The organism is Saprospiraceae bacterium (assembly GCA_016715965.1).
In the GTDB taxonomy this organism is placed as follows: domain Bacteria; phylum Bacteroidota; class Bacteroidia; order Chitinophagales; family Saprospiraceae; genus Vicinibacter.
In genome coordinates, this window is sequence record JADJXG010000001.1 from 2,431,287 (window position 1) to 2,453,940 (window position 22,654).

Genomic DNA, 22,654 nt, shown 5'->3' on the forward strand with positions numbered 1-22,654 from the left:
CTTCTTTGCTTTCATTTGCGCCCGGACCTTGAAAGCTGTAAAAATGGTGGAGAGTTATTTGATAAATTCATTCGACCATCTGGTGGCTGAACTGAATTTCATGAAAGGAGGAATAGCATTGATTCAACTTTTATTTTTCATTTTTCCTTCAATAAAAAAGGCCACTCGAGGTGGCCTTTTTTAATTTATAAAAATCAATTTACTTTGTGATTAACACTTTTAGAATTTTTGTGGTCGTAGGATGTTCTACTCTTAGCATGTAGGTACCCGGCTCCAGACCGATCACATCGATGGGTTGGACAGCCAGCTGGGTAGTGCCACTTAATACCATCTGACCTGTGATATTGACCATTTGGAATTTGGCACCGCTGATGGTCTGCAAATAAATCATGTGGTTGGCTGGATTGGGAAATACCTTGGTTTCAATGACCGGTGTAACAGATCTGCTGTACATATCGTACTCGACCAATTCAGTTTCTCCAATGGATTTTGGTCCCTTCTTATCCGGTTTTTTCGGACAGAAGATGGGAGATATGACTTCAATGTATCTCAATTTGGTCTCTGCATTGGTACCATTCGTGTTTTTGACGGTAAGCTTGACAGTGTATCTTCCAGCTTTGTTGAATCTGACCGTTGGATTTTTGTCAAAACTTACCATGGGAGATCCCTCTTCAAATTGCCAGTTCCATTCGATCACATCTATAGAGGACTTATCGATAAACCTCACATTGAGAGGCGCACAACCTTTAATTGTATCTGATGCAAAATTCACCTTTGGAATTAGATACACCGCAATGAGTTTTTCGAAAGTGTCAATGCCGCACTCATTTTCAACAATCAGTTTTACATTGAATTCACCCTCCACTCCATAATTGTGTGTCGGGTTTTGTTCGGTGCTGGATTTGTTGTCACCAAAATCCCAAAAGTAATTACCGGACTCCTGACTGGTATTGTTAAAGAAAACATTAAATCCGGCAATGCTATTTTGAAAGGAGGCAGTAGGTGCCTGTTTGACTTCAATGTATTCTGATACGGTAATACTATCGCTTTCCAGAAAATTTTTCGCGACGAGCTTCACATCGTATTTGCCTTTGGTAGGGAAGGTTACAATTGGATTGCGCTCCGTACTGCTGGATGGATTTCCACCCGGGAAGGACCATTCAAAATCGGTGGCGCTTGCAGTAGATGTATTTTCAAATTGGACCGTGTATGGCGCACATCCCACCGGATCGGCCGTTCTGAATCCTGCGGCTGGTTTTTCACCAATATTGATAAATTGCTTGTTTAAAGTTCTACCACAATCATTGGTGGCCCAAAATTTGACTTCATATCTACCTGCAGCAGTGTAGCTGTGGCTTGGGTTTTCTTCAAGACTTGTTTTGCTGTCGCCAAAATCCCATTCATACGTTTTGCCATATCTGGTTTTATTGGTGAATGTCACCGTGGACCCGTTGATCTGATAGTCAAATCCTGTAGCAGGAAGACTGTCAATGACGATGTACATCTCGCGGGTTTTGTTGGTGAAAAACTTGCGGGTATTGACGGTCAATTTTACCTTGTAGGTTCCGGGATTGGAATACTTGATCACCGGATTTTTGGCTTGCGAGACGGAGGGGGTTCCACCGGGAAACTCCCAGTTCCAGGCAATGACATTGCTGGAAGAGAGATCAAAAAACTTGATGGTTTTTGGAGCACATCCCCAGGTGGTGTCTGCTTCAAAATCGATTGAAGGGTAAGTATAGACTTGTACATTTTTACACAATTCACGGGTGCCACAATCATTGGTCACTTTCAGACATACCCGATAGGTGCTGTCTTTTGCGTATTCGTGTTCAGGTTGAAATTCTTCACTGGTATTGCCATCCCCGAAAGTCCATTCATAGGTCTCTCCTCTAAGTGAATAATTTTGAAACCAGACAAGTCGGTCTCCTTCTTGTTGGGTATTTCCACCCTCCCAATTTACAATCGGAAAATCGTTTGTTTCGATGTATTCTTTTTTGGTCAAGGCAACTGAACAAAGCGGATTGATGGCTTCCAGAGACACGTCAAATTTCCGATCGGGAACACTGTATGTTACCACAGGATTGACTGCAGTGGAAGTAGCAGGGTTACCACCCGGAAAAGACCATTTGTAAGAATTGGCGTTGATCGATAAGTTGGTGTACCGGACCACCACTGGTACGCAACCATAGGTGATGTCTGCTTCAAATTCTGGGACCGGGATATTACCACCCGTGCAGTCATCAAAACATGTTCCCTGGGTATTTGTAAAAGAGATAATTTCGAAGGCAGAAAAGGAAGACCAAATACTTGATCCATTGACCACCGGCGCCATGATGGTAGGATTTCCCGGAGGATCATGGGTACAGGAAAGGTTGTGACCTATTTCATGTGCCTGCAATTGTCGCAGAGGGGCAACCCCACTGATAAACTGACTGCACACATTGGTTCCATTTTGGCGACAGGCGGTGGCTAAATTGGCCAAACCCACCACGCCAGAGGTATATTTGGTAGTCCAGAGTGTGGCTACGTCGAAACCATTGGTAAACATCCCGGATTGTCTGAATGTAAAAATAGCGAGGTCATTAAAAATGTCATTGGAGCCATTCCAAAAATCCCGAAGAGAATCTTCAGAAATCCACATGTCCGACAGAGCAATCTGGTATTCTGCAATGATGAGCGAAGGATCTAAGAAAAGAATGGCCATGTTATTGAGGATATTGAGCATAAACGCCTCAGCTCCAAAAGGGCCTCTGTGAAAATTGGTAAACTGAATTTCACAAGCCAGGGCAACATCAATGATGTAGCATTTTTTGTTTCTTTCGTCTATACCCAGTGAACCGTCATCGTGATCAGAAGATTTTCCAAAGGCGCCGGGATCGCTTTTAAAACGGCTTAACTTGTCAAAGCCGCACTCGATTCCTTTAAAGGGTAAAATGTCTCGTTCAGCGTAGTAAATGAAAGTATTGGAAGTGCTGGTGGGATCATTGCCATGGTATTGCTCCAGAAAAAAGCCCACTGATTTGTCATAATGTGTAATGGAAAGAAAATCTTTTGAAACCGTCAATGCAACAGGTCCACCGCTGAATCCCGCCTCAGACCCTCTGAAGGTGCGCAGTTCCTTACTAGGCCGTCTTTCGACCAAGCCGTTTTCAGTTTGGATTCTGACCCGTGTATTTTCATTGTACATGGTGTACTCAAACAACTGAAATGTAAAACTTTTGCCTTCCAGTTGCAATTCCATTTCAATACCCACCTTTTGGATATCTTCCAGTCTCTTTCGGAAATCCTCGATATTGATTTCGTACTGTTCAATTTTGGCAAATTTTTGGTAAAGTGCCGGATCGGTTACTCTTTTGGTTGCTTTAAGCACAATGTCCTGTGCCTGAAGGCCAAATGTAAAAAAAATAAGAATGAATGAGGAGATCAGTTTATTCATAAATTAATGTTTTGCAAAATTCGGGTCCAAAATACAATGAATTTATAAGAAAGACCCGGTTTTTTGACAATTGGCTGCTTTTAACAGACTAAATTGCATGAAAATAAAACGGTATCGATTTATATTTCTTAAAGACCATTATTCTCGAAATATTAAATAAGCGAAAATGAAAATGTAGTAATGATGAGGATATATTTCCTAGACAGTAGATTTTAATTTTGGAGGAACATCCAATCAATAAATCAATAAAATTATCTTACAATCTTAAAAACAACATATTATATAGATATAAAATATTAATATGAAGTTTAAAAGTATTTTTGACCCCAAAGTTTGAGCAATATTTCCTTTGTTTTTTCTTCTGATGGATTATTTCCCGGATCGTAAATTTTAGTTCCCGCTATTTCATTGGGCATGTATTCCTGCGTGATGAATCCAAAGGGGTGGTGGTGTGCATATTCATAACCCTTTCCATAATCCAGGTTTTTCATCATGCGGGTGGGCGCATTTCTCAGGTGAAGGGGCACCGGCAAGTGGGGAAATTCTTTGGCCAGAGAAATGGCTTTTTCGATCGCCAGGTAGGCGGAATTGGATTTTGAGGAACAGGCCAAATAAATGGCCGTTTCGGCCAATGGGATTCTACCCTCCGGCCAACCGATTTGGTGCAAAGCCTGGGCGCATGCCTGTGCCATTAGAAAGGCATTGGGATTGGCGAGTCCAATGTCTTCTGAAGCAAGGATAATCAGTCGTCTTGCAATAAACAAAGGATCTTCCCCGGCATCGATCATCCTCGCCATCCAATACAAAGCAGCATGTGGATCGCTGCCTCTGACCGATTTAATAAAGGCTGAGATCATGTCGTAATGCATTTCACCGCCTTTGTCGTACATGGCCGCATTTTTGGATACCAGATCCATGACCAGCTGGTCAGTGATCGTCATTTTTTGGTCAGGAATGCTGGCCAGAATTTCCATCACATTGCACAGCTTCCTTGCATCGCCGCCTGCCAGGCGAAATAGAGCACTGTTGCTTTGGATCTCGACCACGCGTGTCTTGTATTCATCTCCTTCCACCAGGATTCTCTGGATTAGTTTATTGAGATCCGGATCCGTGAGCGCTTGCAGGACATACACCTGCATTCTACTGAGCAATGCAGAATTGACTTCAAAAGAAGGGTTTTCTGTTGTAGCTCCAATTAAAGTCAAAGTCCCTTCTTCTACGGCCCCTAGTAAAGCATCTTGCTGTGATTTATTAAACCTGTGGATTTCATCGATAAATAAAATAGGGGATTGTCCAATTCCAGAGGTTTCACGAGCAGATTGAATAATTTCCCGGATTTCTTTGACACCGGAAGAAATCGCACTGATGGTGTAGAAAGCTCTGTTCAGAAATTGCCCCATGACCCTTGCCAGTGTGGTTTTACCAACGCCCGGAGGTCCCCACAAAATCATGGAAGGGATGTAGTTTTTTTCCAACATTTTTCGGAGTGGCTTGTCAGGTCCAATCAAATGATCCTGTCCCAGGATCTCATCCAAATGTTGCGGGCGCATTCTTTCAGCCAATGGTATCATGCAAAGGCGAAAATCGTTAGAATTAACTGTCTGGAATCAATTATTTTTTTCGGATGTCAATAAGGCACCGGACAGTTGAATATTTGGTTGGATTTCCGTCAAGCTGCGAATAAATCCAGATTTGTCTTTTGGTGACAAAAGGATATACTTGTTTTGACCGTAATCAATTCGCAGTCGATCCAGAGAGGGAGCAGGGGAGGACAGGGGATCTCTGGTTTTTGAGATTTGACGAATGCCATAAATGTCAATGTTTGTGTGATGAAATAAGCCAAATCGGATCTGCAATTGGTGGTCGGCTATGATATATTTCGCGGTAAAAAATGCATGACCAATCAGTCCGAAAAGAATCAGATCAAGCGCGAACAAAATCCAATATCCCGATATCCAGAGCACAAGGCCACTGATTAAAAAAGACAGTATTAAAACGGAGGCGATAAAAGGACTTACAGCAGCTGAGAAAATCTTGTACATATTACACTTCAGCTTGTTGTGATAGGAGATCATCCAGATTTTGATGCGCGGCAGAAAAGCCTTCCTTAAATCCCATTTGAAGGATTTTGTCCAGATCTGCAAGTGTTTTAAAACTTAAGGTCATGCTTACAAGGGTATTTGATCCGATGCTGGTAAATTGATTGAGCCATTCATTTTGAGGAAGGGCCGGGTTTATTTGACCATGTTCATCACAAAAGCCATCCAGTCCGTAAAATGATTTTTTGGGAATGATCTCTAAAAAATCGAATCGCGCATAGTGCTTTTCGCTTTCCGGCCCCAACATATAGTAGAGCCAATGACCGCCTTGTTTGAAATTCATCTTTGTGGTTACTGCTTTCCAGGGTTTTGGAGCCCACCATTGATCCAGTATTTCAGCATGGGTCCATGCGTTCCAGACCCATTCCAAAGGAGCTGCAAATTCGCGTTTGATATAGATCTTGTTTTGTGATCTGTCCACCGTAAAATCCGATTGTAAATTGGTCATTGTTTTATTGAATTGAGTTGTGTAGAAAGTTATTTAATGAAATATGGATTATGTGATTCCAACCTGTTTGGAAATTGTGAATTGCAAAATCAGGGACTTCGGCTGGAAAATTACCAATGCCTTCATGGGTGAGTTTTAATCTTGTTTTACCCGCCTCATCCGTAAGCTCAAATGTCACGGTGGAAACTCCACGGTATCCTTCATATTGCCAGGTATAACTCAATCTCGATTCAAACACCAGATCCACGATTTCACAAAGGTGTTTGTATTTTACACCATTTTCTGTGGATCCCCAAAATTCAAATTTGAATCCGACTTCGGGTCTGAATTCTGTCAGATTAAAATACCATTTTTTCATCAGCTCCTTTTGGGTGAGTGCTTGCCAAACTTTGCTTTTTTTTGCATCAAATACGCGTTCTAGCATTATTGTTTTTCCTTCCATTCTTGTTTTTTTAGATCATTTAATAATCCATCCAATTGATCAAACTTTTTCTCCCAAAGGCCTCGGAATTGTTGTAACCAATGATCCAATTCTTTCATTTTTTTGAATTCCAGATGATAATAGATTTCTCTGCCTTTTGGGATCGACATCACCAATTCACATTCTGTAAGAATCTGGAGATGTTTTGAGATGGCTTGGCGGCTTGTTTGAAAATGTTCTGCGATGGCATTTGGGGTCAGGGCTTGTAGGGATAATAAAGCAATGATTGCTCTCCTGTTGGGGTCTGCAATGGCCTGGAAAACATCTCTTCTTGATTTCATCAATGATGTGCAACTATTAAGTTGCAAATATACACGCAATTATTTGGTTGCAGATATTTGGACAAATTATTTTTACATAATTTTATATGTAATATGTATTATTATGAATTTTAATTACTTGTATATTTTCTAAAAGCGTAGATCCATTCGTCCTCGTAGCGATCCTTTTTATAGAGGACTTTTTCCATTTTGGCTTCCAGGACAAAACCATTTTTTTCGAGTACTTTTTGTGAAGCCAGGTTGCTCCCAAAAGGTCTGGCAAAAACGCGGTTGATGTCAAAGTGGAGAAATGCAAACTCCAACATTTCCTGAATGGCAGCTGATACAATTCCATGACCCCAGTATGGTTCAGCAAGCCAGTATCCCAATTCGGCATTTTTGCGATGAATATCTTTCTGAGGATGAATACCGATACCTCCAACCGCTTCGTCCTCCACTGCAATTGCAAAAATCCGGATGGGATGCTCAGATGTTGCAAATCGAATAAAGTTCAATCCATTTTCCTCGGTGTAAGGGTGTGGAAATTGATCGGTCATATTTTTTGCGATGTTCCAATTGTTGGCGTATTTTACCAAACTTGGCAGATCTGATTCCCGCCAGGGGCGTAGTTTGTATTTCTTTGCTGTGTCCATTTCAAATTAAAAGATGAGAAGGACAAATGTTCAAGTTATAGGATACTAAAAGAAATCTGATATACCGTTTTGGTGAAATAGATTCTAGCTGTTTTGAATCTTGTAGAGCATCAGTGCTGCAATGTCTCTGGCTCTTTTTTTGGCAAGGTCTGCATTTTCTCCTTCAAAGTGAAGGTCCACTGTATTTGTAAATAACTTCAGCCATTCCTCAAATTCGATTCCTGTGAGAGGCGACCTTTGATGCAGGGCAATGTGTTTAAGCATGGGATTGTCCGAATAAGATTGTTCGCCCAGAAGAATACTTGCCCAAAAAGAATACATCTTTGGCAGGTGTGTTTCCCAATGCACTTTGGCCACATGGTTGAATATGTGGCCAAGTATTTTGTTTTTTTGAACTTGTTGGTAAAACTGATCCACCAGGAAGACAATATCTTCGCGATTTTTAATTTCTTTCATCGATCTATAAACAGGTAAGTATGGTAAAAGGATCAATGCAGAAACAACTTCCATCCGATCTTTACATTTTAGAATTAGTTGTAACCAATTCCACCACCATTTAAACCAGTGGACTGTGTTTTATTTAATTTTTCATTGTTTTAAAGAATTAAATTTTATGCCTACTCTGTTTCAGGTTTTCGGCAATCCCTGTTTGTATTGTTTCATTTTAATTAGTTAGGACCAATTCCTCCACCATTTACGCTTGTGGACTGTGTTTTATTTAATTTTTTCATTGTTTTATAGAATTAAAATTTTATGCCTACTCTATCTTAGGTTTTCGGCAATCCCTGTTTGTTTTTGGAAATTTAATCAATTGTGAGAAATGATGCCGCCATTTACGCTTGTGGACTGTGTTTTAGTTAATTTTTTCATTGGTTAAAGAATTAAAATATTATGCCTACTCTGGTTCAGGTTTTCGGCAATCCCTGTTTTGTATTTGATGATACAAAGATAGGATGGGTCTTAAGCAACGGTAATTGTTACTTAGTACATGACCTGTTTTTTGAGCGAATGGGTCATATTGTTGAGTAAGAATAAAAAAAATTGAAATTGGATGCAATGATTAGCATGGTTGTATTGCTCTTCAAAAGCAATGGTTTTTAAGGACTATTGTAGAGAAAACCTTAGGACTAAAAATCCGATATTGAGATTTATTAAAAATAGATTCCCACAGCTTCTGATCATCAGTTGCTGTGGGAACAATGGTTTGATAGAATTTAAGTGTTCTGCATAAAGGCAATCTTTGCAGCCTGAAGGGTGTGGACCATGGTTGACCAATCCTATTTAGGATGGTTCTTTCATCATAAAGCTGTTAACCAATTTATCTTGTCATACCCTTCTTCACGAAGGAGTTCTTATGATGAACCCAATTTAGTTCAACTTCACCCCACCACCATTTATGCCAGTGGATTGAATTTTTGTTATTTTTTCATTGTTATATGGATGAATGATAATAGCCTACTCTGTTCCAGGTTTTCGGCAATCCCTGAATGAAATTAATTAAGGTCAAAATTAATTCATGCGTACTCCAGCCCTAAGGATGGTTCGAATTTGTGAAGTGTTTAATCTTTTCACTTTTATTGATTTAAAATGATGCCTACTCTGTTTTAGGTTTTCGGCAATCCCTGATTATGATCTGATTATTGGAGAAATGCCCCTGCTGCATTTACGGTTGAACTTTGTTTTTTTGTCAGCTTTTTCATTTTTATAATTTTAAATTTATGCCTACTCTGTTTCAGGTTTTCGGCAATTCCTGATCTTCTGGCGCGATTGCCATTTGATGAGACAAAGATGAGGCTGGGAGATGGTATCAATTATCATCGAAATCTTAAGTAATGTAAAAAAGTATAAAATAAAAAAAGCAACTCATTTGGTTTTAATAGCATGAGTTGCTTTCCGGCAGAAAATGGGAAATGATTGCTTTTAATGAATAGATGATATTTGCAAAGGCATTTTCAATACAGGAATTTACCTGTGTTTCTAATGTTTAAGAGGATTTTGAAGCGTTTTATTTATCATTGGATAGTTCAATTGAGTTTTATTCCTCTACCATTGACAGCCCTAGCCTTTAAAATAGTTGGGTTTTTCATGTTTTTAAAACAGGATGGATGATACATATTGTGATGCAGGTTTACGACAATCCCTGATTATGATATGATTACTGGAGGTATGGCCCGGCTGCATTTACGGTCGAGCTTTGTTTTTTAGTCAGCTTTTTTATCTTTATAATTTTGAAGATGTGCCTACTCTGTTCCAGGTTTTCGGCATTCCCTGAGCGAAACTAATATGGATTTGAGCTTAATTCAAACGCGTTCCAGCTCCATTGATGGTGCGAATCTGTGAGATGTTTAATCTTTTCACTATTTTTAATTTAAAATGATGCCTACTCTGTTTCAGGTTTTCGGCATTCCCTGAGCGAAACTAATATGGATTTGAGCTTAATTCAAACGCATTCCAGCTCCATTGATGGTTCGAATCTGTGAGATGTTTAATCTTTTCACTATTTTTAATTTAAAATGATGCCTACTCTGTTTCAGGTTTTCGGCAATCCCTGAAAGAAATTAATTGCATTCAAACTTAATTCATCCGCATTCCAGCTCCATTGATGGTGCGAATCTGTGAATTATTTAATTTTTTCACTATTTTTAATTTAAAATGATACCTACTCTGTTTTAGGTTTTCGGCAATCCCTGAAAGAAATTAATTGCATTCAAACTTAATTCATGCGCAATCCCGCCCCATTGATGGTTCGAATCTGAGGAGTGTTTAATCTTTTCACTTTTATTGATTTAAAATGATGCCTACTCTGTTCCAGGTTTTCGGCAATCCCTGATTGAAATTAAATGTGGTGAAAATTAATTCATGCGGATCCCAGCTCCAATGATGGTATGGATTTGTTTTTTGTTAAGTTTTTTCATTTTACGTTTTTAAAAATTAAGTGCCTACTCTGATTCAGGTTTTCGGCAATCCCTGATTGAATCAACATCCAACTTATTTAAATTAATTGACCCGCATACCAGACCCAATAATGGTGTGGATTTGTTTTTTGTTAAGTTTTTTCATTTTTTTAAAATTTAGAAATAATTGCTTACTTTTTTCCAGGTTTTCGGCAATCCCTGATCTTCTGGCTCGATTGCCAATTGATGGGGCAAAGATGAGGTGGGTAGAAGCTCTCTACTGTCATCGAAATCTTAAGTAGTGTAAAAAAGTATTAAAAAGCAAAAGCAGCTCATTTGGCCTTTTGGTCAATGAGTTGCTTTTAGACAGGAAACTGAGAAATGATGGCTTTAAATGATAGATGATATTTACAAAGCCATTTTGTGATACAGGAGTTAACCTGTGTTTCTAGTTTTTAGCTGGGTTTTGAAGCGTTTTAATCAACTATGGATAGATTTAATTGTGTTTTATTCCTCCTCCATTGACAGAGCTGGACTGTGTGTTGGTTAATTTTTTCATTGGTTTAAAAATTTGAATTTTTGCCTGGTTTGTTATTGGTTTTTGGCAAACCCTAAGAGTATCATTTAGTTCCATTTGTAACCCCCAGCATGAAAGGTAATCATTTCCTTCTTGATCAATTTTTTCATATTTATAAATTTGAAGTAAGAGCCTACTCTGTTATAGGTTTTCGGCAATCCCATGTTGTTTCATTTAATTTTGATTAATTGTAGCGCAATCCGCCACCATTTAAGCCTATAGACTGTGTTTTAGTTAATTTTTTCATTGTTTTAAAAATTTGAAATTTTGCCTACTCTGTCATAGGTTTTCGGCAATCCCTGATTGAATACTTTGGTCGATATTTTTTAGATCAGTTGAATTTTGCGCCTCCTCCATTGATGGAGCAAGACTGTGATGCATTTAGTTTTTTCATGATTGTAAAATTTTTGTTTTAAGCCTACTCTGATTCAGGTTTTCGGCAATCCCTGCATGGATAACTAGGACAATTTTTAAATTTAGATTAATTAAATCTGGCGCCTCCTCCATTGACGGAGCAAGACTGTGAGCTGGTTAATTTTTTCATTGATTTAAAGATTTTAATTTGATGCCTACTCTGATTCAGGTTTTCGGCAATCCCTGGATTTGATCAATTTGTGATTTTTAAAGATTGGATTAGTTAAATTTGAATCCTCCTCCATTGATGGATGATGATTGGAGTGCATTTAATTTTTTCATGATTGTAATATTGTATTTTTAAGCCAACTCTGATTCAGGTTTTCGGCAATCTCCTTGACGGTCATTTAATTAAAACGGAATCCTCCAGCTTGAATGGTAATCGTTTCCTTCTTGATCAATTTTTTCATAATTTTTAAGTTTGATAATTTACACCTACTCTGATTCAGGTTTTCGGCAATCCCTTTTCATTTAATTGATACAACAAAGGTATGACGAGGACAAGTGGGGTCCGGATCACATGAAAGTAGGATTTTCTGGATTATTTGAATCAGTATGCCTAATATATCTTCATTCGATGTATCAATTGTATTTTTGATTTTATACCACCCTTGCCAGCAAGTGAATGCATTTCATTGGAAGACAAGCAATTTCTGAACTTTTGCTAAATCCATCAGATTTCGATTAAATACCCTTGGTATTCAATTTGTTTCTGTCAAATCTAAGGCTTGTTGCTTTGTTGGGGCAATGGGGAAACATAAACCATGTGGAAAACCCACATTGATTCGGGTTCAGATCATTGTTATTGCAGCTACCCCTTTGATATGTGCAGTGATTGGACTATTTTAGATAATGGACATTCATCCTCAAAGGGTCGGGTATTAAAATTCTATTGAATGAAGGGAGGGCAGATTAGGGATTTTCAAATCCAATTTCGATGTTTTTTAGTTTGTCATCAACCAAGCTGTAAATGGCATAATATATTGGCATATTGTTTCTTTCTAAAAATTTGGTGTTGCTGTCGTTGGGCAACTCAATTCTATAAGCGAGATCGATGGTATTTTTTGTACTGTCTTTGGCGAGATAGCAAAAACCCAGTTTTTCGACAATTTCCTTCCTGCTCATCCCAAGTTGTATTCCTTTTTCTGTTTTAAACACAGGTATATTTAACTGGCGGAACTCTTGTTGAGTATTGTCAGAATGGGAAACATTCATTACGCTAATCTGATTGGGATAGTCAGCTGGATATACCGTTAAAACCAGTTTTTGCTTTCTGTCTGCGCTAAAGTAGCTGTGGTTTGATCCAGCCTCCAATTGGGTTTGATGACCGAGTAATTTTATGACACTTTCAGCATTTCTAAGGACAATTCCTGAAACCGAGGTGTCCGGATTGATAAAAATACAATTGGGTGGGTCAAATGGTTTCATGGTATCATGATCGGTGTTCTTCAGGTCATTGGATCTTGGGATTTTTTCCATTTGATCATTTAATTTGACGTTCTGTGTACCCGAATGAATACAACTTATCAAAAGTGCGAATGAAATTAATGTTGACAAAAGGACCCTCATATTTTAAACTTTGGTTTTGATAGCATCAGGCAAATAAGTAAATTCTTGCTTTCAAGTGTTACGCATCATGGCAATTCTCGCTTTTCCACTAAAATTTGATCAAAGATAGGCCTTTACAATCTTTTGAAAATCATTATTTTCTATTAGTCGAAAGGATTGAATTATGTTCAATCAAAGATGAATTTTACCGAAAAAAGGGCGGGTCGTAAATCTTTGGTTTTAGGTTCAGGTATTTTTTCCAATTCAATCCAGCCTTACAATGCTGCAATGGTAGAAAATCCAATCCTTATGCCTCAATAGTCTTTTTCGATCACTGTGCATATTGACAATATCAATCCCGTAGAAAACACTTTTGTGGTGTCCACGGTAAAAGTGAGATGTTGCCCATTGTCTTTGCTCGCTATGGTAAATTCATCACTGAAATCTTTGTATCGGACACCGATGTGAAAATAGGTATTTTTTTTCTTGGTTTGAACTGAAAAATCCACCGCATACTTTTTCCCAATGGGTAAAATCAACCACAGTGTTCCTCCAATGGTTACTAAAGGACCAATAGGAAATGAGCCAACATTTTCCGATTCAAAAGTAACTGTATTGTTGTAAAAGTCACCCTGATAAGGAGGTATTAAATTTAGATACATGGGTCCTTGTGTTGTGTGCTCAATACCGTGGTTCAGGCTCAGACGAACTGTTCTTAGCATTAATTCAATTTCGTCTTTTACGTTGCCATGGATATCAATATTTGTCTGATCAATGATATCCAACCATTCTCCAGGTGACAAATCAGCCAAAGGTGTAAAGATCCCATCCGGAGTAATGGGCGGCTGTTTGGTGTTTTTTACCCTGGTTGGATTTTCTAGAATTCTTTTCATTTTATTTCAATTTGAGCTGGTGCTTACTCTATTCGGTTTTCAGCTTCCCCGTTTTTTTTGGCAATATTGTTTATGGTTTAAAATAGGATATTTTACAAGTTGGTGCACTATCCAAAACCCTATCACTACAATTACAATTGTGAATCAATTTGGTTTTTGAAATGCTTAGGTTTGTTAGTGAATTATATCAGGACCTTTATTCTGGTCAAAAGGCATTTATGAATTGGGGGTCTTTCATAGAAAGGGTCAAATTAATCTTTTATCCAAATCTCCTATTATTTGGAGGTATCACCGGACAATCCAAGATTTTCAATAGCTATCGGCTTATTTGATATCACAGACTCTTTATTTTTGATGAATCATCGTATCATCCAATGATTCCCTGCAAATCTGCTTGTAGATTGAAGGAAAGGGCATGAATATCCAGCTAAGATTTTTTTAGATGAAATGGCAAACGAAGTTTGGAGAATTTTGGGGACCAGCAGTAATTATTCCCGGTTTGGAACTTTTAAGTGAAGGGTTTTATGGAAAATGCAAGCTGGCTTACAACAAAAAAAACAAACGATAGCTGCTGATTTATGGGTCACAAGTCAAGGGATCTTGTTTTTATTTCCACCATCCCTGACTGCAAGCCAGGGAGTGATGGAATTTGGATAACTTAATATTTTAGCAAATACTTTCGGAAATGGAAGCAATAAATTGATCATTCACCTTATCCGGTAAGTTGTATATTAGATGGGTCAATCTAAGCCGTTTTGCTGTGTTGGTAACAGAATGTTTATTAATTATATCTTATTCCACCGGCATGGATGGATTCGGTCTGTGATCTTTGTAACTTTTTCATTTTCTTATAAATTTATAATGAGTAATCGCAATTGATTAAATTTTCCCTTAAACTCAGGATGATTGAATCAGTTCCATTTGACATGGTACCAATAAATGGGACACTGATCTAATTTAGTTAAAAAATAAAATTAGTACACATTTTACCCCTGCGACAAAGATAAGCATTGCTCCCAAAATGTCAAGAGCAAGTCGAGTTCCGCCGGAAGAATACAGAATAAAGAGGTCGGCGGAACTCTTGACATTTTGTCCGCAATAAGCTTGGTCCTCGTCTAAGGGTAAAAATGCAAAGTCATGTTTTGTTTCCATATTAGTTGCAATGAGTGAATTGATTTTTCGAATAATAAATATTTTCAAATTCTAAGGGTGTATAGTATTGAATGGATGAATGCCTTCTGATTGTGTTGTAATAGCCATCTATGTATTCAAACAGAGTGAATCTTAATTGATCCAAATCATCAAATACAGTACCTCTAATGCATTCGCATTTGAGCCTTGAGAAAAATGATTCGGCAATTGCGTTGTCATAAACTTCGTTTTTGCGAGTCATACTTTGTCTATTTCCTTTAATGGCATTTTTGAAATCTTTACTAGAGTACTGCGTTCCTCGGTCAGAATGGACAATCACACTTAATTTATTTTGGATGCATTTCAGTTTTGCTTTATTGAAGGCTGAAATAACCAGTTCGCTTCTCATATGAGTCTGAACATCCCAGCCCACTACTTTATGCAAATAAGTATCAATCCAAGTTGAAAGATAGGCCCATTGGCCATTCTTTAAAGGAATGTAGGTAATGTCACCAACCCATACTTCATTTGGTTTTTGCGCCTTTCCAAAATCAAGAAGTAAATTGGGTGCAGGAAATTTGGTCCCGGTGGAATCAGTTGTTTTTGGAACAAAACTCTTTGGCTGGATTGCTTTCAAATTTTGTTCCTTCATACATTTGCGAATCAAATGGCGGCTAACATTTTTTGAATATTTTACGGCTAATTCCATTTTAATTCTACGACTTCCATACCTATTCATATGAGAGTCAAATACGGATTTTATTCGGTCTCTTAATCCCAAATGTTTAGTGGGAGAATCCCTCCTGTGGATAAAATGATACAAAGTATTCCTTGGAATATTCATCATCTTGCAAAGCTTGTTAGTAGGATACACACCGCTTAGACTCTGGATAAATTCAGCTTTTGGTTTCATGTCTGCCGGCTGAAAATGTTCAAGGCTTTTTTTAAAATATCCCTTTCCATTTCAACATCCCTTAATTTCTTACGGAGCTGTTCAAGTTCAGTATAAGGATTATTTGTTCCTGGCTGGACGGAAGCATTCCTGGTAATCCTGATTTGACTACGCCAATTGTAAAGCATTTGCTTACTAACGCCAAGAGAATCAGCTAATTCGCTAGCGTTCCTCCCGGATTCGAGCAAATGAATGGCATTAAGCTTAAACTCGGTATCGTACCTCCTCCTCCGATTGTTTGTCTTTGATTGATCCATAACACAAATTTAAGTTAGATTTGTGTACCATTTTCTTGGACCACTTCAATTTATAGCCTGCACCCTGGATAGTACAGATCTGTTTTTTAATTAGTTTTTTCATGAATTAAATGTTTAAAATGAATGCCTACTCTGTCTTAGGTTTTCAGCATACCCTGATTGTTATCGTTCTAATGTATGTTCAAATAATACACTAGTTCCATCGGTAGCCAGCCCCATTGATGGAAGTTGTTTGTTGGTTGGTTAATTTTTTCATTGGTTAAAGAATTTAAATTTATTGCCTACTCTTGGATCAGGTTTTCGGCATCGCCTGTTTGTAATCGTACTAATTTAATTTCAAGTAAAATATTAATTCCAGCGAATGCCAGCTCCATTGATAGAAGTCGTTTGTTTGTTGGTTAATTTTTTTCATGGTTATATGAATTTAAAAGTTTATGCTTACTCTTGGATCAGGTTTTCAGCCTCGCCTGTTGTTATGTGGTTAATAATTAATTGAATCTTAAACCTCCACCATTGAGTGAAGCTGTTTGTTTGTTGGTTAATTTTTTCATGGTTATATGAATTTAATAGTTTATGCTTACTCTTGGATTGTGTCTTCCCGCACTCCCTGGTTGTAATCGTTCTAATCCAATTTCAAGTAAAATATTAGTTCCAGCGAAAGCCAGCTCCATTGATAGAAGTCGTTTGTTTGTTGGTTAATTTTTTTCATGGTTATATGAATTTAAAAGTTTATGCTTACTCTTGGATCAGGTTTTCAGCTTCGCCTGTTGTTTATTGATTGCTTTGTGAAAATCAATTGGCTCTGAAGCCAGCTCCATTGATACTTTCTGCCTGGATTTTGTTTATTTTTTTCATTTTGTTTATTTTTATTTGCCTACTCTTGGATCAGGTTTTCGGCATCGCCTGTTTTTTTGACATGACAAAGGTAGGACAGTCCTATCCGGGCCGATATCACATGAAAGTAGGTAATTTCGGATTTGGATTTAAAGATTCTCGCCGTCCAGGATTTGGCGATAGTGTTTTTTGACTTTGTTAAAGAAGTACTCTAAAAGCGTTTTTTCCTCAATAATAATGACTGCATTTCCTGTTAATCCCGGCTGTAGAAGTCCGGCCAGACGACCCGGATCGACAATATCAATGCGTAGATTGTAGTCACCTTTTTCGTCCGCGCTGTAACTAAAGGAGCGAAGATTACCTTGCATCGCACCATACTCATAAAATGGGAATGAAAATACTTTTAAGTGGCAAGCCTGGTTTTCTTCCAGCTTTCCAGCTAATGAGGGCGGACATTTGGCAAATGCATAAAATGCTTGTTGTTTGTTGCTAATTTTTAAGGCCGTTACTCCTTCAGGTATTTCCTTTTCTCCCTCAAAGAGAAAATGGATCATACCTTGAATGGGACTTTTGAGGACAATGGCTCCCTCCTCAATGTTAAAATCACCATAGCTGTCTTTGATCTTATTCCAGGCGAGTATTTTCTGATGGACCAGTGCCATGGAATCTTCTACAAATTCGGCAGTTGTTTTTTGCAAACGGCTTTGGGTCATTTCGTTTTCAAGGGTCAATCTCTCGATCAAGTTGACCAAGCGAACATTTTCTTTTTCAAACTTTAAATCTTCCTGATTCAAGGAACTTTTGATTTGCGCGAGCTTGGTTTCTTGTTCGATAGAGTCAAATTTAGAACCAATGGATTGTGAGCGAAGATTTCTGGTAGCACTCAACTTGTCTTGTGTTTCTCTTAGTTCGGCTTCCAGTTTTATTTTTTGTTCCCTCCAATGGGTTTTATCCAATTCCAGCTGATGCTTGTAATCAGCTATCAGATTTTGGTTTTGGCGGATATGGGTCATAAGCATGTCTCGTTGACTCATTTCAGCTTTTCTCCCAGAACTGTTTAGGTTTTCCAGCGCGTGTTCGGTTTCTGCATAGCGATTGATGAGTTGTGCGATCTCGGGCGATGTTATGCGAATTAATGGTGAACCTACCTGCACTGAATCTGAATTCTTTATGTATTCGTGCAATAGATAAACAGCATGTGGAAACTTATAGACTTCTTCTTTGATGTTATTCTTAAGACTAAAGGGTAACTCGATTTGGTCGGGGAAACGGACAAAACCCGCCACCACAAAAATCACAACAAACAAAACAATCGCAAGATACAATAAGCGCTTCATTAATCGCGCCCTCAGATCTCTGACCGGCACGTCTGCTTCCCAGTACAAACGCTGGTATTGTTGTGGCTCCAATTGATCTGTCTCTTTCATACTCAATAATCTACGTAGGTTCTCATAAATCCCTGATAGAGACCGCCATCCAGCTTCATTAGATGATCGTGATTGCCTTCTTCTACAATTTGTCCACCGTCAATGACCAAGATCCGGTCTGCATTGCGAAGGGTCTGCATCCTGTGGGCGATGCTGATGATGGTTTTGTCTTTAAAATGGGATTTGATATTGGCCATGATCTTTTGTTCGGATTCAACATCCAGCATACTGCTCGCTTCATCCAGGATGATAAGCTCAGGATTGGAGAGAAATAATCTGGCAAATCCAATCTTCAGTCTTTGTCCTCCGGAAAGATTGGCCCCAAAATCACCTATCTTATAATTGTAACCTAAGTATTGGGAAGAAACAAAATCGTGCAGATCTGCTAACTTTGCCGCTCTGATGATGTCATCCATGCTTGCATCCAGATTGCCATATAAGATGTTTTCTTTGATTGTTCCGTTGAATACATAGATCTCCTGTGGAAAGAGAAATACTTTTTTCCTCAAAGCTTCTGGATTGATGCGCTTCATGTCCGTTTGTCCAAAATGGATGCTGCCTTCGTAATCCGGATAGAGATTGAGAAATAATTTTACCAGAGTGGTTTTGCCAGATCCATTCCGACCTGCAATTCCAATATGCTCTCCCTGTCTTATGTCAAAATTTAACTGGTTAAGGACATAATGTTTCCTGGCTTTTGGAATATTTAAAATTGACATTTTTACTTGTACCGGAAAGCAATTGAAATCGTTTTGCTGTTCAAGTATGGAGGAATATTCAGTTTCCTGAAGGAGCACATCATTCAAACGACTGATGCCCACCGACAATTCGGTCAGATTGTACCAGATCATTGAGAGGTTGTTGAGCGAGTTGAGCACAATCACAAAAATAGCGGTGATCGCTAGGTATTGTCCAATGGTGATTTCATTGGAAAAACACATCCAGGCCCCCACCCAAAACACGCCTACCTGACTGACATAATAAATACTTCGCTGGACCGAATGGAGGACTGCGCTTTGCTGCTCGGATTCCATGACAACGTTGAGTGTTCTTTTGTATTTATTTTTCCATTGCCAAAATTTGAAATTTTCAATCGCAAGTAATTTAACACTGAGCATTCCAAGCAATGTGTCTAAAAAGTCTCCAAGCGTTTCAAGATTTCTGTAGAAAACTTTATAAGCGAGTGCTCTGATTTTTGGTGTGTACCAAATGGTCATTCCTGCATAAAGGAGGACAAAAACCAAGGCCAGAAAACCGAGTTTTAGATTATATATTAAGAGAATGGGAATATACAACAAAACAAACATCAGATCCACGACACATTCTATGACTGATGGGTTGACCAGTTGCCTGATGGTAATATTTTCCTGAAACCTCGCCATAAAATCCTCGCGCTTGTTGTTGTCGTAGAATTTTTGGCGGAGAGAAATAAAATGTTTGAAAAACCGACTAAAAATTCAAGTTCGAAATGCACTCTTGCATGGACCAACAGAATATTTCTGGCGTACAGCAAGATCACCTGGGTGGCGAACACTGCAAATAGTCCAAACAAAATAACCATCAACAGTTTTTTGTTTTGATTGACCAGGACATAATCTACAATGGTCTGTGTGAAAAAGGGGATGGCAAGACCAAGGGCCTGCAACAGGGCTGAAGCCAATAGGATTTGGACCAGAACTCCCTTTAGAGACTTGAATACAGGAGCATAAAATTTTCCATACAGGGATTTTTGTTTTGTGCGGTGCTCGTGTACAGCTTCCTCCAGATCTTTGTTTTTAAAAATAGAAGGGGAAGGAGTCAGTGCCAGAACAATGCCATTCCATTTCTTTTCAAAATCCTCGCGACTCAGCCGGTCTTTTCCATAGGCCGGATCTGCGATCCAAACTTCTTTTTCAGTGACCTTGTACACCACGATAAAATGCATGCCGCTGTAATGTGCAATGCAGGGAAGAGGAATTTCTTGAAAGTTCTTGTATTCCATTTCATAACAGTCTGCTTGAAAACCAAACTGTTCGGCAGCTTCTGCCAAAGCATATAAATTGACACCAGAGGTATTGACTTCCGTGATTTTCGTCAGCAAAGACTGAATGTTGTAATACCCGTAATATTTGAATATCATAGCCAGACAGGTAGGGCCACATTCCATCATACCAGTCTGCTGAATAAAGGGAAATGATTTACTTTTTGGCATTGACGACTTGACTTTAAGATAAAATGAGGATTTTTTCCTTCAGACAAAGAAATAAGTAATCTCTGATATCTTCAAATTTTAGTTGTTTCGAAGCCAGTATCTCAGAAGTGGATTGAATTCCATCCACAGAAAAAATAAATGACCGCCAACTCATCTCGTCGGCTTGCAGCTCATACACCAGACTTTCATCTTTCTGGATAAATTCACGACCCGTGCCTTTTTCAATAACGATGCTGCAGGACTCCTGGAATTTCAAAATTTTATCCAATAATTCTTGCTCTGAAATGATTTCAAAGGCCTTAACCAATTGACTCTTTATAGTTTCATTAAAATGTGGCACAAACTGTATCTCTGGCTCAATATCTATTTCGTACTGAATGGAGGACTCATTTTGTAAATGCAATTTTTCAAGAAGGCCAAGGTTGATCACATTGAGCAAGTATTGCCAGGCTTTGTGGTCCGGTGTATTGTACAGGCGTTCCAATTCTCGAACCAAAGCTTTTTTGTCAATGACCTCATGGTCCTGATCGAGTGGACCCAATGCTTCTTCGAGCAGGTCCAGTTTTTTGGGATGAATCAGTCTTCTGTGTTCTTCAAATCGGTGGTCGTAGATTCCGGTGTCAGCTGGTGCTTTTGATTTGTTGAGAATATATTCCGGAAGATAGCGCTTGGACGGAATTCTGAGGATTTGTTTATCAAAAAATAATTCAGGGTGAAACTGCTCAGGAACTCCGGCTATCATACTTACAAAGCGATGATCCAGAAATGGAAATCTCGTGCTGTGTTGGTGCATGCTGGCAGCTCGAATTTCATCCCATAAGAGCACAAAATGATTCTGGTGAATATTGCTTTTTAAATAAAACAGAAATGGATTGGCCTCCAGGCCCTGGCCTGAAAAGTCCTGGATAAATTCTTTGGTGAGATAATTTCTGGATCCCCATAAAGCAATCAGTTTTTCAGGTAAATGATGCCGCAATTCAATTTCCTGAATGCGGCGGCTCATGTTCTTCCAGTTTTCACCGGGATCTTCCACATCGTTGACAATCCAGCGTGCCAATCCACCGTTGAGTTGATCACTTCCCGTACCCGTCAGCACGTAGGGAATATCTGGCCGATGCCTTCGTATGGCATCGTGCAAAAGTGTTTTGCACATCGAATCATTGTGGTTGATGGGAGACTCAGCATGCCAAATCCTCTTTTTCCAGTACTCTGGATCTCCTTCCAATCGATGCATTGGTATGGCAAACTGAATATTTTCAAATCCATTTTCTATGGCATGCCTGTGACAAATGTCCGAAGTCTCTTCGAGAAGGGTGGTCCTTGTGATCACTGAAAAGGTATCCAGTTTTTTCGATCGCGCCGCGATCGCACACAATATGGATGAATCCAGACCACCGCTCAAGAAGGAATAAGCCTTATCATGATCCTGAATGCGAATTCGCACAGCATCTTCCAAAAGATCCATGTACTCATCCATCACCTGCTGGGCATTGCGATAATCCGGTGATTTGATATTCTTATAGGGGTTCCAGTAAATTTTCTGGGAAAGATCTCCTGAGTGTAAACCGATGTCAATGAAACTCCCTTCTTTTAGTAAAAAAACTTTTCGAAACCAAGCGCTGTAATTGACTTCTCCGTCGAGTACTTCAAAAGGCAAGGGTCGTCTCAAAGATTGATGCCAGTCAATTTCTTTTGGACAAAGAGGGTGTTGCAACAAAAGTTTTAGCTCTGAGGCAAACAAGACAAATCCGGATCCGCAATGGTAAAAAACCTGTTGAATCGCCATTTGATCTGTGGCCAAATATATTTTGTCTTTGCTTTGATTGTAATAGCAAATCATAAATTTGCCATTCAGTTTGGACAAAGCTTGTTGTAAATTGGAAGTTTCAATTTGCTGTAGGAGATCTGACAATTGATCCTCCAGAGATGCATTTGTATGAGAGTAAAGTTCACCGGAAAAAAAAAGTTGAGATCCGTTGGGATGGGTCCTGTGAACAAAAACGCCCATCATGTCCAGCAAGGGACTTGTGTAGCTCTGACTGAGCTTAACAAAGCCTGGATAAGCCTTTTTTACAGACTCCAGGGCAACCTGATGAACTTCCTTGTGGCTGGTGTTCATTTTGATGATACCTGTAAATCGATGCATATTTTTTTTG

The 22,654-nt window shown here is 38.8% G+C and carries 16 protein-coding genes; all 16 read right to left on the minus strand.

Annotated elements, in window-relative coordinates; genetic code table 11:
* Positions 1 to 199 precede the first annotated feature (199 nt).
* Positions 200 to 3,439 carry a PKD domain-containing protein gene (locus tag IPM48_09065; protein ID MBK9271739.1) on the minus strand — a complete coding sequence of 1,080 codons (3,240 nt, stop codon included), beginning with the start codon at positions 3,437 to 3,439 and terminating at the stop codon, positions 200 to 202.
* 308 nt (positions 3,440 to 3,747) lie between these two features.
* Positions 3,748 to 5,010 carry a replication-associated recombination protein A gene (locus IPM48_09070; GenBank protein MBK9271740.1) on the minus strand — a complete coding sequence of 421 codons (1,263 nt, stop codon included), beginning with the start codon at positions 5,008 to 5,010 and terminating at the stop codon, positions 3,748 to 3,750.
* A 36-nt stretch (positions 5,011 to 5,046) separates the two neighbouring features.
* Positions 5,047 to 5,481 (minus strand): PH domain-containing protein, encoded by a 435-nt coding sequence (locus tag IPM48_09075; GenBank protein MBK9271741.1) that lies wholly within the window; start codon positions 5,479 to 5,481, stop codon positions 5,047 to 5,049.
* A 1-nt stretch (position 5,482) separates the two neighbouring features.
* Positions 5,483 to 5,986, minus strand: a complete 504-nt coding sequence (locus tag IPM48_09080) for an SRPBCC domain-containing protein (GenBank protein ID MBK9271742.1) — start codon at positions 5,984 to 5,986, stop codon at positions 5,483 to 5,485.
* 4 nt (positions 5,987 to 5,990) lie between these two features.
* Positions 5,991 to 6,428 carry an SRPBCC domain-containing protein gene (locus IPM48_09085; protein ID MBK9271743.1) on the minus strand — a complete coding sequence of 146 codons (438 nt, stop codon included), beginning with the start codon at positions 6,426 to 6,428 and terminating at the stop codon, positions 5,991 to 5,993.
* Positions 6,410 to 6,748: a winged helix-turn-helix transcriptional regulator gene (locus IPM48_09090; GenBank protein MBK9271744.1), complete on the minus strand. Its 339-nt coding sequence runs from the start codon at positions 6,746 to 6,748 to the stop codon at positions 6,410 to 6,412. The genes IPM48_09085 and IPM48_09090 overlap by 19 nt, the downstream gene beginning before the upstream one ends.
* A gap of 110 nt (positions 6,749 to 6,858) precedes the next feature.
* Entirely contained in the window at positions 6,859 to 7,380 is a 522-nt protein-coding gene (locus tag IPM48_09095) for a GNAT family N-acetyltransferase (GenBank protein MBK9271745.1), read from the minus strand.
* An 84-nt stretch (positions 7,381 to 7,464) separates the two neighbouring features.
* The gene (locus IPM48_09100) at positions 7,465 to 7,836 is read right to left on the minus strand and encodes a group III truncated hemoglobin (protein ID MBK9271746.1); all 372 of its coding nucleotides are present in this window, start codon (positions 7,834 to 7,836) and stop codon (positions 7,465 to 7,467) included.
* A 4,341-nt stretch (positions 7,837 to 12,177) separates the two neighbouring features.
* Positions 12,178 to 12,744, minus strand: a complete 567-nt coding sequence (locus tag IPM48_09105; GenBank protein ID MBK9271747.1) for a hypothetical protein — start codon at positions 12,742 to 12,744, stop codon at positions 12,178 to 12,180.
* 383 nt (positions 12,745 to 13,127) lie between these two features.
* Positions 13,128 to 13,706: a hypothetical protein gene (locus tag IPM48_09110; GenBank protein MBK9271748.1), complete on the minus strand. Its 579-nt coding sequence runs from the start codon at positions 13,704 to 13,706 to the stop codon at positions 13,128 to 13,130.
* 1,153 nt (positions 13,707 to 14,859) lie between these two features.
* Positions 14,860 to 15,750, minus strand: a complete 891-nt coding sequence (locus IPM48_09115; GenBank protein ID MBK9271749.1) for an IS3 family transposase — start codon at positions 15,748 to 15,750, stop codon at positions 14,860 to 14,862.
* On the minus strand, positions 15,747 to 16,046 hold the full coding sequence (locus IPM48_09120) for a transposase (GenBank protein MBK9271750.1): 300 nt from the start codon (positions 16,044 to 16,046) through the stop codon (positions 15,747 to 15,749). Before IPM48_09120 ends, IPM48_09115 begins: the two co-directional genes overlap by 4 nt.
* A 983-nt stretch (positions 16,047 to 17,029) precedes the next feature.
* Positions 17,030 to 18,307, minus strand: a complete 1,278-nt coding sequence (locus IPM48_09125; GenBank protein MBK9271751.1) for a hypothetical protein — start codon at positions 18,305 to 18,307, stop codon at positions 17,030 to 17,032.
* 2 nt (positions 18,308 to 18,309) lie between these two features.
* Entirely contained in the window at positions 18,310 to 19,689 is a 1,380-nt protein-coding gene (locus IPM48_09130; protein ID MBK9271752.1) for an ATP-binding cassette domain-containing protein, read from the minus strand.
* Positions 19,632 to 20,498, minus strand: coding sequence for a hypothetical protein (locus IPM48_09135; GenBank protein MBK9271753.1), 867 nt, complete (start codon positions 20,496 to 20,498; stop codon positions 19,632 to 19,634). Before IPM48_09135 ends, IPM48_09130 begins: the two co-directional genes overlap by 58 nt.
* Positions 20,499 to 20,511: 13 nt before the next feature.
* Positions 20,512 to 22,644 carry a hypothetical protein gene (locus tag IPM48_09140; GenBank protein MBK9271754.1) on the minus strand — a complete coding sequence of 711 codons (2,133 nt, stop codon included), beginning with the start codon at positions 22,642 to 22,644 and terminating at the stop codon, positions 20,512 to 20,514.
* Positions 22,645 to 22,654: the final 10 nt, after the last annotated feature.